At 38.0% G+C, this 17858-nt stretch carries 15 protein-coding genes and 1 pseudogene; 10 read left to right on the top strand and 6 right to left on the bottom strand.

The features are described from left to right. Window positions 1–183: hypothetical protein (locus RMY63_RS33990; RefSeq protein ID WP_322732924.1), on the top strand; the 183-nt coding region annotated here is incomplete at its 5' end. A 152-nt stretch (window positions 184–335) separates the two neighbouring features. Here the strand turns inward: RMY63_RS33990 and cobO are convergent. The 3 genes from cobO to RMY63_RS33975 form a co-directional block, all read right to left on the bottom strand. Beyond that, a complete protein-coding gene (cobO, locus tag RMY63_RS33985) occupies window positions 336–1013 on the bottom strand; it encodes a cob(I)yrinic acid a,c-diamide adenosyltransferase (RefSeq protein WP_322732923.1) in 678 nt (225 codons plus the stop codon). 357 nt (window positions 1014–1370) lie between these two features. Continuing rightward, the gene (locus tag RMY63_RS33980) at window positions 1371–1826 is read right to left on the bottom strand and encodes a GFA family protein (RefSeq protein WP_322732922.1); all 456 of its coding nucleotides are present in this window, start codon (window positions 1824–1826) and stop codon (window positions 1371–1373) included. Between the two features lie 138 nt (window positions 1827–1964). Then, window positions 1965–3233, bottom strand: a complete 1269-nt coding sequence (locus RMY63_RS33975) for a plasmid pRiA4b ORF-3 family protein (protein ID WP_322732921.1) — start codon at window positions 3231–3233, stop codon at window positions 1965–1967. Window positions 3234–3427: 194 nt separating this feature from the next. Between RMY63_RS33975 and RMY63_RS33970 the strand changes: the two genes are divergently transcribed. The 3 genes from RMY63_RS33970 (at window position 3428) to RMY63_RS33960 (ending at window position 10695) form a co-directional block, all read left to right on the top strand. Beyond that, a complete protein-coding gene (locus tag RMY63_RS33970) occupies window positions 3428–3964 on the top strand; it encodes a nucleotidyltransferase family protein (protein WP_322732920.1) in 537 nt (178 codons plus the stop codon). Window positions 3965–4149: 185 nt separating this feature from the next. After that, window positions 4150–9603 (top strand): AAA family ATPase, encoded by a 5454-nt coding sequence (locus RMY63_RS33965; protein ID WP_322732919.1) that lies wholly within the window; start codon window positions 4150–4152, stop codon window positions 9601–9603. A gap of 432 nt (window positions 9604–10035) precedes the next feature. After that, window positions 10036–10695, top strand: a complete 660-nt coding sequence (locus RMY63_RS33960) for a nuclear transport factor 2 family protein (protein WP_322732918.1) — start codon at window positions 10036–10038, stop codon at window positions 10693–10695. Between the two features lie 183 nt (window positions 10696–10878). Here the strand turns inward: RMY63_RS33960 and RMY63_RS33955 are convergent, their stop codons facing one another. After that, window positions 10879–11295 carry a (2Fe-2S) ferredoxin domain-containing protein gene (locus RMY63_RS33955; protein WP_322732917.1) on the bottom strand — a complete coding sequence of 139 codons (417 nt, stop codon included), beginning with the start codon at window positions 11293–11295 and terminating at the stop codon, window positions 10879–10881. A 472-nt stretch (window positions 11296–11767) separates the two neighbouring features. On the opposite strand from RMY63_RS33955, the gene RMY63_RS33950 reads away from it, so the two are divergent. From RMY63_RS33950 to RMY63_RS33930, 5 genes are all read left to right on the top strand, one after another. After that, window positions 11768–11902 carry a hypothetical protein gene (locus tag RMY63_RS33950; protein ID WP_322732916.1) on the top strand — a complete coding sequence of 45 codons (135 nt, stop codon included), beginning with the start codon at window positions 11768–11770 and terminating at the stop codon, window positions 11900–11902. Beyond that, entirely contained in the window at window positions 11902–12573 is a 672-nt protein-coding gene (locus tag RMY63_RS33945; protein ID WP_322732915.1) for a hypothetical protein, read from the top strand. Before RMY63_RS33950 ends, RMY63_RS33945 begins: the two co-directional genes overlap by 1 nt. A gap of 187 nt (window positions 12574–12760) precedes the next feature. Further along, a complete protein-coding gene (locus tag RMY63_RS33940; protein WP_322732914.1) occupies window positions 12761–12946 on the top strand; it encodes a hypothetical protein in 186 nt (61 codons plus the stop codon). 134 nt (window positions 12947–13080) lie between these two features. Continuing rightward, window positions 13081–13473: a carboxymuconolactone decarboxylase family protein gene (locus RMY63_RS33935; protein ID WP_322732913.1), complete on the top strand. Its 393-nt coding sequence runs from the start codon at window positions 13081–13083 to the stop codon at window positions 13471–13473. 54 nt (window positions 13474–13527) lie between these two features. Next, window positions 13528–14355, top strand: coding sequence for an alpha/beta hydrolase (locus tag RMY63_RS33930; protein WP_322732912.1), 828 nt, complete (start codon window positions 13528–13530; stop codon window positions 14353–14355). Between the two features lie 54 nt (window positions 14356–14409). On the opposite strand, the pseudogene RMY63_RS33925 reads toward RMY63_RS33930, so the two are convergent. Then, window positions 14410–14571, bottom strand: a pseudogene (locus tag RMY63_RS33925) (IS701 family transposase); the annotation flags it as partial. 461 nt (window positions 14572–15032) lie between these two features. On the opposite strand from RMY63_RS33925, the gene RMY63_RS33920 reads away from it, so the two are divergent. Further along, on the top strand, window positions 15033–17129 hold the full coding sequence (locus RMY63_RS33920) for a di-heme oxidoredictase family protein (RefSeq protein ID WP_322732911.1): 2097 nt from the start codon (window positions 15033–15035) through the stop codon (window positions 17127–17129). 134 nt (window positions 17130–17263) lie between these two features. Here RMY63_RS33920 and RMY63_RS33915 read toward each other — a convergent pair whose 3' ends face one another. Then, window positions 17264–17854, bottom strand: coding sequence for a PEP-CTERM sorting domain-containing protein (locus RMY63_RS33915; protein WP_322732910.1), 591 nt, complete (start codon window positions 17852–17854; stop codon window positions 17264–17266). Window positions 17855–17858 lie beyond the last annotated feature (4 nt).

The following is a 17858-nucleotide window of genomic DNA, read 5'->3' as shown; positions in this document are numbered from 1 at the left end:
ATTGAATTCGGGCGGTCGTTTATTGAATTCGGGCGGTCGTTTATTGAATTCGGGCAGTGGTTAGGGTGGGGTAAAACCCAGATTCTTAAGCCACTTCAGACTTGTGTATATACCGTAGACTTGCGGGGAGGGGAGACAAAGCGTAGCTTTGGCGGGGTGGGGTTCTTCGGGTTTAATAAGTAATTAAGCGGACATGAGATCACAAAGGAATAAGCGCTCCGGGACTTGGCAAGAAATTATTTTAAGATTTGGTTGCGGTCTGAATCCCCATCTAAATCTTCCCAGTCCCCAGTCCCCAGTCCCCAGTCCCCAGTCCCCAGTCCCCAGTCCCCAGTTCAATACTCAATTCCCGGTTGTGCTTTCACACCTTGATCGCGGAAAGGGTGCTTAACTAGGGTCATTTCAGTTACTAAGTCAGCACGCTCAATTAAAGCAGGTGGTGCGCCTCTACCTGTGAGAATAACGTGCTTGTTAGCGGGTTTTTGCGCCAAACCTGCTAAAACGTCTTCTACTGGTAAGTAAGCCATTTTGAGGGCGATATTGATTTCGTCTAACAATACCAGTTGAAAGTCTGGATTGCGGATGTATTCTAATGATTTTTCCCAGGCGGCGCTAGCTTTGTCAAGATCGCGATCGCGGTCTTGAGTTTCCCAGGTAAAGCCTTCGCCCATTGCGTGAAATTCTATCTGGTCTTCCCAATAACTGAAAACCCTTTTTTCGGAAGGTTCCCAGCTACCTTTGATGAATTGAACGATCGCTACTTTATACCCATGACCGAGCGATCGCAACACCATCCCCAAAGCCGCAGTGGTTTTACCTTTACCGTTACCAGTATTTACAATAATTAACCCTTTTTCTGGTACAGCTTCTGCTATACGCTTGTCTTGCACTTCTTTGCGTCGCTGCATCTTTTTGCGGTACTGTTCATCAGTCAGAGATGAAGACATTACCTCATCAATCAAGCGCCCAATTTCTGGGTCTGGGTTCAATTCTGGCGGTGTATCGTTTTTCATCAAGCTTGTCTAGAAATAACTGTTAAAAGTGTTGAAAATGAACCAAAATCGTCTTACTTATCCAGTTTCACTTAAATTACTTGATTGAAAATATCCAGTAAGTTTTCATGTGAAATATTAATAGTGTGTTAGCTTTATAAATGATTTGCAGACAAGTGGAAATATATATGATACACAAGCTGAACTTATAATTTGAGTTAACTATTACTTTTTTAAATAATTTCATATGTTCATTAAACCACTTTTCTGATAAAATATTATCATTATCTCCTTTGGTACAGTCATGAGTTAGACTAACAACCAAGGGCATTGATTTAAGTATCAGGAGTATGATATCTAATATTAGGAGTTATGGATTTATGGATGTTGTTGTTTCCATTTTTCCCATAAAGCCTGCGTATCCTCTGGTTGCCCATCATAGTTGAGCAATTGATCTGAAATTATCACCCATGATTGGGCGCTGCCTGTCCAAATGTTACCCACTGGGCGTAACCAACTTGTATCATCTAAGGTTCCAGCTTTGACATTGATAGTATTTGGGCTGTAAGTCCGTTCATGAAACAATCGCGTTCCGCAGTCGCCACAGAACAGATTATTTACTTCACGTCCGCTATCACTTTTCCGAGTCCAAGCTTTCGGTTTTCCCTGAACAATCACAACAGCATCTCGTGGTACGGTAAGAGACATTCCAAAAGCACTAGAAGATTGTTTCTGACACTCCTTACAGTGGCATAGATATAGAGTTAAAGGTTGAGCATGAATTTCATAACGAATATATCCACATTGACAACCTCCAGTATATGGAATATTCACAGCTTTTATCTCCTGACAATTTGTAACACTTTATTGTAACTAAAACTATTTCAATCTTAAAGCGGGTTTTAGTAGACACAAACAGAAGACACGGGGACACAAGGAAATTTTTATTCTCTCCACTTCCCTAAATCTTCCTCATCCTTCATTTTCATCCAATTCATCATCCTCACTCCAATACTGTTGAGGTGCATTTCCGTGAACTTCTAAAATCTTCGGTTTCTTGATTTTATTATCAGGTGGATTAATTACTTCTAACTGCACATCAAATTTCCAGTTGTCACCAAAATCATAAAGATAGGTCATTTTACCACCTGGTTCTAGAGACAAATCACCTATCTGCACTTGGTCGGCAAATGGGGGTGTTTCCATATAGGCATGACCAATTTTTATGATGCGGCCAAAATGGTCTTTATAACTAAACTCGTACAAGTGATCGTAATCAAAGTCAAAAGCATCGAGAATTATCTCTGCTAGCCAACTTAATGGTTTTTTTGCTGGTATGGCAATGCGTCGCCAAGCCTTAAAAAGGGATACTTTGAAAATATAAATACCATCGGTGAAGCCTTGCTTAGGAACAAGTAAATTATGCTCCCATTCTGGAAAAAATGGTTGAAAGTGTGACTGCAATTTTCCAAAATTTATATTTACATCATCCTGTAATTCTCCTCGTATACCTAATGGAAAGAGGAATTGCAACAGAGCATCACCAAAGGGTAAGCGTTGTAAACTAGTAATGCGCCAGCCCTTGCCTTCTTGTGGTTTTCCATGTTTGATAAATAACAATCCAAATAACTCTAACAGGGCAATATTATGCAGACCAGGGTAATAACTAATATTGTTTTGGTCTTCATATTTAGCAAATTTTAAACCTTTATCTGGAACGCGAGGCCAAAGTTGAATACATCTAAATAAATTCCCTAATGAATCTTGATGTTCGCCCAAAACTTCGCTATTTCCCCAAATCAACCAGGCTTCTAATAAGTTGAAATAGCGTTCGGTTGGATTGAGGCTTGACCATGATTGCAAAGTTGCTGCGTCTAAAACTAAAACCTGCTTCTTCCCTTGGGATCTAATTTGGGCTATTCCAGAACTGCGTAATAACAAATATAGTCCATTAATGTAAGGGTATGATTTCTGTACGGGGCGTTTGAGTTTAATTTCAATTGAGCAACTTAACCGAGAATTGACTTCTGATAGTACTTTTAGCGGTAGAAGATTATTAACACTACTAACTTCTACTCCATTTGGTTGTAAGAAATCTATCAAAGTTTGAAAGTCATGTAGAATCGTACCGGGTTTATTTTCATCAATACTGAGTTCTTGGAGGAGTTTTTGTTGTGACTCTGTTAGGGAAGGCAGTTCAGGATTGAGTGTGCGTTCTAGTCGCGCAAATAAATCTTCCATAAATAAAAATTCTCAATTCTCAATTCACAATTTAACCTTCTGTGCAACCTGTTTTCTTTATACTATGACTACAGAACTTCTCCTGAGAAACATTGACCTGCAAAGTGTCACAACAGGACTATCAACACCGTAAGTTTAATAAAATCTGAATGATAATATTTTCATCTTTTACTTGACAATCCCAGGAATTTGATATGAATAGTAACACTCGTCTACAGATGATTTTAGCTGATACACGTATTAATACAGTATTATCTGCGATCGCTCAACTAAATCTACCTAACTGGTGGTTAGCCGGGGGTGCAGTCCGAAACACCGTTTGGTCTTCAATTTTTGGTAATGATTGTGGGTTAGGTATTAAAGATTTCGATATTGCATTCTTTGATATAGAAGGGAACCGTTCTCAAGAACTAGCGGCAAAGGCGACTCTCACAGAACAATTTCCTCATGACAAGTTTGATGTCAAAAATCAAGCCAGTTTTGCTCGCTGGCGCTTTGGTAGCAGACCTTATACTAGTACAGAGGATGGCATCACACATTGGCTGCACACCGCTACGGCTGTGGGAGTTCGACTAAATACCCAAGGACAATGGCAATTTTTCACACCCTACGGGTTGGATGACCTATTTGGTGGCATTATTCGACCTACGCCAACGCATACTCATAATTTAGATGCCCATAATAAGGCATCTGCATTTTTACAGAAGTGTCCTTCTCTGCGGTTGGCATAAAAGTTACAATCATATTTTAGGCATTAGTTTCCGTTACAAGGAAATAATCGCTTTTTAATTTACAACCCTTGGATACTGAAGCAGAATGTTAATAATTTTCTACGTACTGGGAATAATTAAACTAGAACCCCTTTCAGAATATAACAGGGGTGATGCTAATTTTATAACTCTATAGTCAAAAATCAATGCCAAATCGTACTGGATACCAAATCAACTCGACCCTCCACGAAGGAATCCAAACAATTATTTATCAAGCACAAACGCCAAAGACACAACAGCGAGTTATCCTCAAGCTGCTTAAAAATGAATATCCGACCCTTGAAGCCTTTACTCGCCTTAAAAATGAGTATCAAATTCAGCAAGGTTTAGACCATCCCAATATAGTTAAAGCTATCAGTCTAGAAACTTTTCAAAACCGTGTAGGACTTTTGTTAGAAGACTTTGGTGGTCAGTCTTTAGCTCAACTGCTGCAAACAAAAAAACTTGACTTAATTAACCATTTAAAGATTGCTATTCAACTGACTAAAGCTTTAGATTATTTGCATAATAACCAGATTATTCATAAAGATATCAAACCTCATAACATCATAATTAACTTTCAGACGGGTATTGTTAAACTCGCTGATTTTGGTATAGCCTCGCGTCTCAATAAGGAAAATCCCCAATTTAATAATCCTAACTGCGTTGAAGGCACACTTGCCTATATGTCTCCTGAACAAACTGGGAGAATGAATCGCATTCTTGATTACCGCACCGACTTTTATTCTCTTGGCGTGACTTTATATGAAATGCTCACTGATAAAATACCATTTTTTAGCCAAGACCCTCTAGAAGTAGTTTATAGTCACATTGCAGTTCAAGCGATAAATCCGCAATCGTTAAATTCACAAATTCCTACTGCTGTCTCTGAAATTGTGATGAAGCTGATAGCGAAAAATGCAGAAGATAGATATCAAAGTGCTACAGGATTATTAGCTGATTTAGAATTATGTCTCAAGCAGTTAGAAACGAAGGGAATCATTACTGATTTTGTTCCAGGTCGTTTAGATATATTGAGTCAGTTATTAATTCCTCAAAAATTATATGGTCGTGAAGAACAAGTTAATAAACTTTTAGCTGCATTTGAGCGAGTTACATCTGGAACTAGTGAAATGATGCTAGTTTCTGGTTATTCTGGAATTGGCAAATCAGTTCTAGTCAACGAAGTTAATAAACCCATTACTCGCAGACAAGGGTACTTTATTTCTGGTAAATTTGACCAGTTAAAGCGAAATATACCTTATGCTTCTTTAATTCAAGCTTTTGCATATTTAATGCGGTATTTGCTGACCGAGAATCATGAAAAAATAGAAATATGGCGTAGTAAAATACTATCAGCTTTAGGAACAAATGGAAAAGTTATTACTGATGTAATTCCAGAAGTAGAATTAATCATCGGTACACAGCCAGAAGTTGCCCAAATTGGGGCAACAGAATCACAAAATCGTTTCAATCATGTTTTTAAAGAATTTATCCAAGTTTTTACTCAAAAAGAACACCCCTTAGTCATATTTTTAGATGATTTACAATGGGCAGATTCAGCTACTTTAAATCTAATTCAACTGCTCATAACTGATACTGATAGCAAATACTTTTTGTTTATTGGTGCATATAGAGATAATGAAGTTAGTTCAGCACATCCTTTAATCCAAAAGGTAGAAGAAATTAAAAATAGTGGCACGGTTGTTAATAGTCTTGTATTGGAACCTTTAAATTTAGATAATGTAACTCAGCTAGTTGCCGAAACTCTTCAAAAAACAGAGGTTAACCAGGATGAAGAAACTGGAAATTTTAACAGAAAAATTGTTAAGTTAGCTGAGTTAATTTGTAACAAAACAGGTGGAAACCCATTTTTTATAACACAATTAATTCAAGCACTTCATCAAGAAAAACTGTTAAAGTTTGATTTCTCTAATGCTAAATGGCAATGGAGCCTAGAGGATATTCAAGCAATTGGAATTACCGATAAAAATGTAGTTGAGTTAGTTGCCAGTAGAGTTGAAAAACTACCACAGTTCACCCAAGATGTTTTAAAATTAGCAGCTTGTATAGGCGACAGATTTAGTCTGGATATTTTATCGATAGTCAATGAAAAATCACCTTCTTTGACAGCAAATGATTTACACTCAGCTTTGCAAGCAGGATTAATTCTGCCTTTAAGTGAAGCTTACCGCATCCCTTTAGTTTTTAATCAAGAAGAAGCGGTTAATTTAAATTTTGACACTTCACGGGTGGGTTACAAGTTCTTGCATGATAGAGTACAACAAGCAGCATATTCGTTGATTCCAGAAGAACTGAAGAAATCTACTCACCTAAAAATTGGGCAATTACTTCTCCAAAATATACCTAAAGAGGAAATAGAAGCTAATATTTTTGATGTTGTTAATCAGTTGAATGTAAGTATTGTTAACCTGATAGAACAATCTGAAAAAACTGAATTGGCACGATTAAATTTAATTGCCGGACAAAAAGCTAAAGCTTCTACAGCTTACGAAGCGGCTCTTAAATATTTCACAAATGGCATAGAACTTTTAAATATAGACGCTTGGCAAACGGAATATACCTTAACCATCAGCTTATATGAAGGAGCCGCAGAGGCAGCCTATCTGGGCGGTGATTTTGAGCAGATGCAAAAATGGGCTAAGGTGGTGCAGCAAGAAGCTAAAATCCTTCTAGATAAAGTAAAAGTCTATGAAGTACAAATTATCGCTTCTATCATTCAAAGCAAGCAACTGGAAGCCATTCAAATAGCAGTATCAATTCTGCAATTATTAGGAATAAATTTTCCAGATGAACCAACATCAACTGATATTCAACAGGGGATGGATGAAATCGCTGCTTCTTTGAAAGGGAAAGCGATGTCTAACGACAAGCCGCTGCGCGTTTACGCAGATTTAATTAATTTACCATTAATGACCGATCCTAACAAGGTTGCAGCCATGAGAATCTTAATGGGCGTTCTCCCCGCGGCTTTTCAAACTGCGCCGGCAATGATGCCAATTATTGTCTGTAAAATGGTCAATTTGTCCTTAAGCTATGGAAATACGGCTGTATCTGCCTATGGTTATAGTCTTTATGGATTACTTCTTTGTGGAGTTCAAGGAGAAATTGATTCTGGTTATGAATTTGGAAAATTAGCTTCTAGCTTGGTGTCACAATTTAATGCTGAAGAACTTAAGGCTAAGATTTTGACGGTTGTTAGTGCCCATGTTATGCATTGGAAAGAGCATGTTAGAGAGACATTAACATCATCAATGTCAGGATATTCTAGTGGTCTGGAAACTGGAGATTTAGAATATGCTGGTTATTGTGGTTACATTTATCCCTACCATTCATTTTGGCTCGGTAAGGAACTTTGGGTTTTAGAAAAAGAACTGATAGCTTATTGTGATTCGCTGAAAAAAATTAACCAACAAGTAGCTTTCACTTGGAACTCAGTGTATTTGCAAACAGTGCTGAACTTGAAAGGAAGTTTTGAAAATGTGGACTGTTTAATTGGACAAGCTTACGACGAGCAAAGTATGCTGCCAATTCATCAGCAAGTAAATGACCTTTACACAATTAACCACTTATTTGTTAATAAGCTAATGCTCTCTTACATATTTGGAGAGTATTTTAAAGCTGTAGAAAATGCTGCGATCGCAGAAAAATCTTTAGGTGGTGTTACAGGGTTGTTTGTTGTTCCAGTGTTTTATTTTTACGATTCTTTAGCCCACTTAGCTATTTATCATACTGCTAAAGAGTCTGAAAAACAAGCTATTCTAGAAAAAGTCCAAGCTAATCAGCAAAAGATGGAACTTTGGGCTACTCATGCTCCCACCAATCACTTACATAGATTTTATCTCGTGGAGGCAGAACGGTATCAGGTTTTGGGTCAAAAGCTAGAAGCAATGGACTATTATGAAAACTCTATTGCCAAATCTCAAGCAAACGGTTTTCTCCAAGAAGAAGCTTTAGCCTATGAGTTAGCTGGAAAATTTTATCAGTCTCTAGGTAAAGAATTAATTCATCAAACTTATATAACTAAAGCCTATTATGCCTATATTCGTTGGGGTGCGATCGCTAAAGTTAAACACCTAGAATCAAAGTATGTTTTTCTAGTAGGACAAACTACTACCATAGAAAACACTAGTTCAAAAATTGATACAACTCATATTACCACTAACACTACTACCAATAGCAGCTTGAGCGATTTTCTAGATTTTAATGCATTCATCAAGTTTTCACAAGCGATTACTAATGAAATTGTTTTAGAAAATTTATTGGGTAAGCTGATCCAAATTTTACTAGAAAATGCTGCCGCGCAAAAAGCAGCACTACTCCTGCTTAAAGATAATCACCTGTATATTGAAGCTTCTGGAAATGCTACTGACGATGTGGTGACGGTTTTACGTTCTATTCCGGTTGAAACCTATCAAGATTTACCGCTGTCTGTGATTAATTACGTTCTCCGAACCCAGCAATATATTGTATTAAATGATGCAATAGTTACAGAGCCTTTTAATTTTGATATCTATATCCAAAAATCTCAAACAAAATCAATCTTTTGTTTGCCCATTATGTACCAATCACAGCTTACTGGTATTATTTATTTAGAAAACCAGTTATCATCAGGAGCTTTTGTTCTAGAAAGGGTAGAGGTATTAAAAGTCTTAGTTTCTCAAATGGCTATTGCCATAGAAAATGCCAGTTTGTACACAAGGGCGCAAGAGAAATCTAAAGAATTAGAACAATCGATAAAAGATTTACAAGAGGCGCAACTACAGCTTATCCAAAGTGAAAAAATGTCTTCTCTGGGTAATTTAGTTGCAGGTGTAGCACACGAAATAAATAATCCTATTGGTTTTATTACAGGTAGTATTACCCAAGCAAAAGATATTGTTAAAGATTTAATAGACTATCTGCAAATGTACCGAGAAAAATTCCCCAATCCTGGCGCTGAACTAGCAGAAAAAGCCGAAGAGATAGATATAGATTTCCTGCTCAAAGATTTACCAAAAATGATTGATGGTATGACAGTAGGGACACAGCGCATTCGTAATATTAGTACCTCTCTCCGTACTTTTTCTCGTGCTGATACTACCTCTAAAGTATTAGCTAATATCCATGAAGGTATTGATAGTACTTTGATGATTTTACAACATCGTCTGAAAGCTGATCATAATCGTCCAGCGATTAAGATTATTAAGCACTATGCAGATATCCCATCAGTAAAATGCTATTTGGGACAATTGAATCAGGTGTTTATGAATATTATTGCAAATGCAATCGATGCTTTAGAAGAAGCAAATATCGGTCGTAATTTTTTAGAAATTCAAGAAAAGTATCCTAATATTATTACTATTGAGACTTATCTACAAGTAGATAATGACAAGGTGGTAATTAAGATTCAAGATAATGCCAAAGGAATGCCTGAAGCAGTTAAAAAATGCATTTTTGAAAATTTATTTACTACCAAATGTGTAGGAAAAGGTACGGGATTAGGATTATCTATTAGTCGGCAAATTATAGTTGAAAATCATGATGGAAATTTGATTTGTGAATCAGTCTTGGGACAAGGAACACAATTTATAATTTCTATTCCCATTTTGGCAGAATAAGGGACTTTTTATAGTTTTAGGGGCAGATTCCCGACTTATCAAAGAAGTTGAGGAGTTTATCACGAATCTTCCAGGATTGCTATAGTAATTCTATTTAATTTCTGAGAATTGGTAAACTAAAATTCATTTTGCTATTAATCAAACTATGTAAGTGGTGACTTTATTACTTAATCAAATCAACATAAACTTAGTCACAATTAGCACTTGTAACTTATTAATTAACTGTTATAACTAATTGTATACATCAAATCTTGTATGTACTAGCTTGCTCGTTTACTAGAAAAGAGATTTTCTAGTGGATATAAAACATAATTGCTAGCAAAATATCCAAGCGTTTTAGCCAGCTTTTACGAGCTAAAATTATTAGCCAAAACTTGAGTTTTTGGTAAAGTACAAGATGCGAAAATCGGAAATAATTAAGGGAGTCATCTTGTGGAAAGAAGAAGAGAAAATGGGGGAATAGTTTCAAAGGCTATTTCGTTTCTGTTAAATCGTATAACTTTGATTGTGCTTGCAGTCACTCTTGTGCTGTTTGTTGGGGGTAAGTTTGAGGTAGCAAGTGCAGCTCAACCTAACGCAGAATTAGAAATTCAAAAATTAACATCTTGTTACGCCCTGGGAACTGATGCTATTGGTAGAGGAAATCTGCTAGAGGGAAAGAATATTTATCGGGATTGTTTTACTCAAGATTCAGTCCTCACTGCTATTTTTCCTGATGGGGCAAGTGAAACACGTTATGGGACAGATTCTTGGGCAGATTTTGTCTATTCAGTATTCCAAGGAAATGGATATCAAGCTACCCAACATTTGATGGGTACGATAAACATTTCAGTTCAAAATAATCAAGCAACGATGACTTCTTACCTCCATGCGACTCACAAACGCTCAGAAACCAGCATTGATGTCGCTAATGGCACTTATGAAGATAAAGTCGTTAACAGAAATGGGCGCTGGAAAATTCGTAATCGTACTCTCAAACTCATCGATTTCTTGAATCTCAGTTCCCCAACTTCTTCTTCAAGCACTAATGCTCGAAGTACTGATTCCTCATCTACCTTTGTCAGACCAAATATACCTCGTTTAAAAGAATAATTCCTTAGATTGGAACGATACTAATACGGGTTGGATAAGTATTCTTTACCTCCCTTATGACCTGAAAAAAGGGGTGAATTCAAATATTCACACCCTTTTTTATTTGCCACTTGAGCAAAACATAGTGCGAGATAACATACAGTTCTGAATTGAATAACTTTAAACTTTAGCAAACCTTTGCAGTCAGCCTTGATTCTGTTTGATGTATGAATAGAGAAGTTCGCGATCGCTTTGAGGATTTACAATTAAGCATGGACTATTACCGTGATTTCCATTACTGACAATAACTACAGTAATGCCCATTCGTGGACAAACTCCTAAACAACTGGTACTAACGACCCGAAATTCACCCCATAATCCCTCAAATTTTAAACGAGATTTCAACCAATTCTCTAAATCTTCGGAAGCGGTTGAGCCTAACTGCTCGTTTGCACATTGCGAACACACAAGCACCAAACCAGACTCCCATCGGGGAGAAACGGTTGGAATAGAAGTTTCTAATCGAGAATTTATTAGGGGCGATGGTTGCTGAGAATTAGATGAAAACTTATTCAGGATACGTTTGAGTAATGCTTTAATACGCTGTAGGAATTTTTTCATGGACTACCCCACCTATTTCTCTGACAGGATAGTGTAAATTTCCTGTTTAGTCTGTTCTAGTAGATCGCCCGATAAATGCTAGCCTATGCCAAGTCATTTGTAGACGATGTAGAATTTTCATCTATGGATGCCAAGGGAACATGATATTACTATCTTTAATTGCAACTCAGTATTACAATCTAGGGGTTCCCACTCGTTGGGGAAACTTATGGTCATATTGGCTTTTCTTTTAACAAGGGTAAGAAAATTTATGGATTTAGACCAGATGCACCAAGATTAACACCAGAAGAATTAAACAAAGCTTTTAGAGCACGCGAATCATTTCCAGGAAGATTATCAAATGATATAAACACCTTTAAAACAGCTGAAGAACTTGGACTTAATGTACAACGAGATCGGTATAATGTTAGTCCTTTGCGATATTGGAATGCACGAATACAAGCTAAAATAGATGAGATACGCAGTCTCCTAAATGACAACAGGTATATGTTGCCACCAAGACAAGGAAATTTTCCAGCAAACTGTTACAATTGATTGTGCAGCTTATCCAACGTCAATTGGTCTACCAACATCTGTACCTAGTGGAAGATTGAGTGATAATCCCTAATGTTTCAATATTATGCAGAACTCCCTGAAGATGATTTAAATCGGTTAAGACAACTTAAATTTTCTGTTGAACACAGTTCTCAAAATACATCTGAATATATCGGCAGTCTGAATGAATATAACGAGGAATTGAGTGAGTTATTCCAATTGATAACTGACCCACTTCCTCCAGATTGTGAGTTAGAAGAATCGCTATTACCTAAATACTACCTTGACTTCAAACAAGAATATCAAGACTCAGGTCCATACACTTTTTTGAATGATTGTCAAGCTGCACAATTGATCGCTTTTGTACAAGTCACATCTGTGAAAAAGAGAGGTGCAGAGGTTAGTGCAAAACCTTTAGCGATCTTGAAGGGACACCAGGATGAATTTCAATCAGATTGCTTTGGGAATATCAAGTTTAATGTGTATCTAGCGTGGTCATATGCATGTTTTGAAAAAGGAGAAAAAGCATTAGTTTTACTAGATAAACCATCGAATAAGTCTGTAACTATATTGGGTTCAAGCAAGAAATTTAAAGTTTGCAATAGAGATGATATTGAAATAGTGATATCACAAAAAGCAAGGAAGTCATATTGGCACGGTATAAATGTACATAAAACTAATGAAAATAACTTTGTAGTAATCCCTTGGAAAGAGCTAGAGATATGGATAATAAATAATTTATGATTCATTCTTATTTTAACCTCAGTTCGGGTTAAGAAGATTTTGCTACTAAATTTCAGCACAAGTTCTGAAAAATCGAACCACAGAGGGGCAGAGATCGCAGAGGAATGAGAGTTTGATATCAAATCCGGTAGCACAACCATAATAAAATCAATAAGTATGCATACTCACACAAGGATCTACCGTACCAATGCCAAAGCGTATCAGTAAAGAGCCACATCTATCCCTAGCTGAACTAGAGCAACGTTACCGTCAGGCAAAAGACCCTATGCAAAGAAGCCATTACCAAATAATTTGGTTATTAGGATCTGGTAGAAGTAGTCAAGAAGTTTCAAAAATAATGGGAGCAACGCGAAAAAGTGAGATCGGGGTATAATTCTCAGTTACATAGCTAGATTCTCAATAAAAACAGGTATTTCGCTGCGATCGCACTATTAAACAGGTCATTTATACCCCTAATTTTTAGCACCTCACAAAATCGCGTTGCTCCCAACTATATGGAATTAAAACATGACTAAGCTGATTGAATACGAAAAAGCCAGCGACGAAGTACGTGCAGTGTATGATGACATCCGCCTTACACGTCAGAATGACTATATTAATAATTTTTGGAAAGCCATAGCCAATCATCCTCCCACCCTGAAACGAACGTGGCAAGCGGTAAAAGAAGTGATGGTTAGCCCTGGTGAGATCGATCCATTGATGCGCGAACTGATTTACATTGCCGTGAGTGCAACCAATGGCTGTGAGTACTGCATCGCTTCGCACACAGCGGCAGCGCGTGCCAAGGGTATGAATGATACTATGTTTGGGGAACTAATGGCGATCGCAGCCACTGCCAATATGACCAATCGCCTCGCCAACGGCTATCAAATTCCGGTGGATGAGAAATTCAAGACGTAGGAGTTTACCTTGTCTATCCCTGCTTAAAAATCAGGTTTAGCAGAATTATTTACTATGCCCAAGGTTCAGATTAACGGGATTGATTTGTTCTACGACATTAAAGGAACAGGTGAGCCTTTGCTATTAATAGCTGGCTTTCTTTGCGATCATGCTTATTGGTCGCTAATTATGCCATCGCTGGTTTCGCAGTATCAAGTCATTCGCTTGGATAACCGAGGTATGGGGAGAAGTTCTGCTCCCAAAAACCCCTATAGTTTGAAACAGATGGCTAGTGACGTTGCAGCATTGCTCGATCATATCGGAATTAATCAGGTGCATCTAGCAGGCCATTCAATGGGTAGTCAGATAGCCCAAGAACTAGTGTTAGCACACCCTGAAAAGGTAAAAAGTCTGATGCTACTTTCATCTTTGGCAAAAGGTGATGCATTATTCAATAGCATCATCGAGACTTGGGGCGAACTTTCTAGTAATGTAGACCTAAAACTTTATGAAAAAGTTGTACTGCCCTGGATATTTACAGATGCTTTCTACTCAATTCCTGACATGATTGAAGGTCTGATTGAATTTGCCATCAGATATCCTTTCCCACCAGCAACTCATTCACTTTATCATCACAGTCAAGCCATCCTTAGCAGTGACACAAGAGACCATCTCCAACAAATTCATTGTCCTACCTTAGTTCTGGTTGGCAAACAAGATATTCTGACTCCACTAAAATTTTCCCAACAACTTGCTCAAGGTATTCCCAATGCTGAACTTGTAGTCATCGAACGTGGTGGTCACGGCTTCTTGATTGAGTCGCCGGATGCTGTAGTTTCAGCTATGCTCAATTTCTTGGGAAAGTTGAAGCCAGCTTATAGCAATTTTGGATTTGAGATTTAGGATTCAAATTTCCGACCAAAACCCTGTTTCGAGAATCTCAAATTGTTCACTATCAGCTATTTCTGGTAAGGATTTCCTTTTTATCTCGGATATCATTCCCAAATGTAGGTTTCGGAAACTTTCAAAACTCCTGACTTCAGGAAAGATGTTTCTATAGATTGCACAATATTCATCCACAAATTTAATACTGGGTTTGGGGCTTCTTGGCTGTGTCATCGTCCCCTCCTGGCTAAAAGACCTCTTTTATGATTTTACTCTTTTCAGAGTGACAAAAGTGTCTCAGGAAGCGATCGCATTCCCAATGGATGTAAAGAAACATTTCTGTTTCTTAGAAGAAAGATACATCTCAGATAATAGAAAGGCATTGTCAAAGTGGAGGTAATATAACACCAGAAATTCAAATACAACGATTGACAACGCAATTAATTACTATCTTGGAAAACAGCTAATCAAAGAAAATTAATTCAATTTAAGCTGAGTTAAACTAATTAAAAAAATCGCTGGAGTTAGGAAAGGTAAAGCTTTAGGTTCAATGTAGAGTAATGCCTTTGTAAGCATATATTAAGTATCAGCAACTAATCTAGCTATCAAATTGATAAAAAACTTAAACACACTATTGCATCTATCTACGTAATAGTGTGATATATCTACCTGTAAGCTTTTAGTGAGTACTCACTATGAAACAAAAAAAGAATAACCCTAAAACTGGTGTTTTTAGGGTGTTGTATGTTTCAAAAACCAAGATTTTCTTCTTAATCTGTGTTTTTCTCATTAGCGTTTTTGGCATCTTGTTATCAAATTGGTTGATGACAAGCCAGACAGCTTTCGCAAAAATTGACCTTTTACAACCTGCTCCAACTCAACCGTTAGGCTATTACGACTATTTCGGCAAACTGCTGAGTCCTCAAGAAGCATCACAATTAGTTGTAAATAAAGGATTTGACCCTAAAAATCCCATTTCCTATCAACGGGTGGGGGCAGTTAAAATTACTAAAGAATTAATTGCAAAAGGTGAAGATATATTCTTCAACCGCAAAATTGGTGACACATTTGGCTTGCAAGGTGTATTTGGTTTTGGACTTGGCCTTGCTACAATTTTGCCAGAAATACAGACAGCAATAGTTAAGTTACAAGGTCAGCCGACAACGAACTTACAAATTATTCTTGAGAAAAATATAACACTAGGTAGTCAAACTTTTCCCCAAGGAAGTGTCATTAATACAGGCTTAAAAGTGGAAAAGGGAGGGACTTTTCCCATTGGGCTGGGAATCACACCCAAGATTGATATTAGCTGTGCTGCCTGCCATGTATCCCTTTCAAATAAAGGTGAACGTCTTTTAGGAGTACCTAATGGCGAAATTGCCACGCCCCTGCTGGTTGCTTTAGCACCAAATTCAGCCGCAGGGTTTTCGCGGTTAAAGTTTAATCCCCTAGATCCACAATACAAAGGCAATGGAAAAATTATTCTGGACAGTAAAGGTAATAAAGTAGAATTACCTGATCCTGAAAAGTTTGAAAAAGCTTTCGACGATGCAGTATTGGATGTGCCTTTTGGTAATTTTGAGAGTTCATCAGATAGTATCAACAATACTACTCAAATTCCCAGTATGTTTACATTTAAGAATCATCCTTATTTCCTTGATGGACAGTTTGCTGTGGGGCCGTTTGCAGGACTCAGCGCTGTCAGCAACGGTGTTCACTCTTCGGAAATCAATTTGTCGGCAGCCGCTCAACTCAGTGCAGATACTCTTGGTATTGATCCAGAGGTTTATATTGGTACATTTCTGCAAAATGCTGCCACTCCCAGCCTACGTTTGCCAGAAGGAGTGATAGTAAAACCCTCTAAATGGCTACGAAAGATCGCACCGAATCCTACACAAGCCCAATTAGAAGACCAAATTCCTGCTCCTGGTACAGGAACTTACCCAAACCTGCGCCCTAGTTTATTTACTTACAACGGTTTAGTTTTCAGCCCAAATACTCAAAAGCCCGGTGATATTGCGAGTGGCCCTTTCTTATTTGCTGCCAATGCTATGTCTGCTTTCCAAAATAGCTTAGTACCACCTGCCAACCAGACTTCGGAAAACTGGCAAGCGTTGAACAGCAATTCTGTTAAGCGTGGTGCAAAAGTATTTGAGAAAGCCAATTGTGCAACTTGCCATATTCCACCCTTCTTCACTGACAACAAAATTCATCCAATTGATGAAATTCGGACTAACCCAGCTCGTGCCCAATCTCGCTTGCGGCTAAGTAATTTGTTAGTACCACCCAAGCTGTACACTTTTAATACTCCCGTTCCCATACCTGCTAAGGCTGAAGTACTGGATGTACCAACGCAGGGTATCTCCGATACTCCCACAACTCTACCCAAAGGTATATTGCCAAAAGGTGGTTACAAAACTACTTCCTTACGTGGTCTTTATGTAAGCGCTCCATATTTGCACGATGGTGGTGCAGCAGTACGGGCAGGAAGCCTAAAATTTGACTCAAATGGTAGTTTCACGGTTGTTAACAAGAGTGGCTTAGGGCTATCTGGCACTCTCAGCCAAGGTATACCTGCCGATGCTGCTAGCAGCTTGCGTGCTTTAGTCGATCGCGATCTTCGTGCTTTAGTTGTGAAAGCTAACAAAGCTAACCCTAGTTTAGTGCGTAGTAACCTTGATGGCACTGGTCATTACTTTTACGTAGATAGACAGTCTGGGTTTAATTCCAACCAGCAAGCAGACCTGATTAATTTCTTGCTGGCACTTGATGACAATCCTGGAAGTTTTTAATCAAGCTACGGTTGATATCATATTCTAATACCAAGTGGTCTAGTGATACATCATGAAGGCGACTTGGTATTACTTTAAGTAAGAGTTAAGATGGCAGGCATAACGCAATCTAGATCGGAAATGCACTGTAAACCTTACAGATAGATACCTTTATGAGGCTGCTTCTGGGAAGCTAGTGCTTGCTTTCGCTTTGTCCACCAGCCAAAACCAAGAGCAACCAATGAGCCACTTACTGTGTAGGGTTCGGGAACAGGACGTGGAGTAACAACACTAAAGCTGCCATAATCTACGTTGCTTGAAAGCTCTGAATAACCTTCATCCAAACTACTGTAAAATACATTAACGTTGCCATTTCCGTCTTCCCCGCTTCCAGAAACCAGGTAAGAAAAACCGTTCTGGGTTAACAGCGGCGTAGTTGTATTTAAAAAATTATCATTGATTCCGTATGTACCTGGTGAAAGCAGCCCGATGATTGTCTCAGTAATTCCTTGGGCTGTCCTTGTCCCAGTTATTGCTGTGATTGTGTAATTGTTTTTTATCGGATCTAGATCGGTGGTTGTAAGGGTGCCGCTAGCAGAAATCGCTGTACCATTTGCTTCATAACTGGGAAAAGAGTACTGAAAATCAAATAGTTGTACAGCTTGGACTGGAGAAGATGCACCGACACAAATGATACCTATAACAGTACTGACGGTAGCAATACCAAGATTTTTGACTAATTCCATCAGA

It is taken from the genome of Nostoc sp. ChiQUE01b, assembly GCF_034531255.1.
Classification (GTDB): Bacteria; Cyanobacteriota; Cyanobacteriia; order Cyanobacteriales; family Nostocaceae; genus Nostoc.
This window is presented reverse-complemented; position numbering and strand designations above follow the sequence as displayed.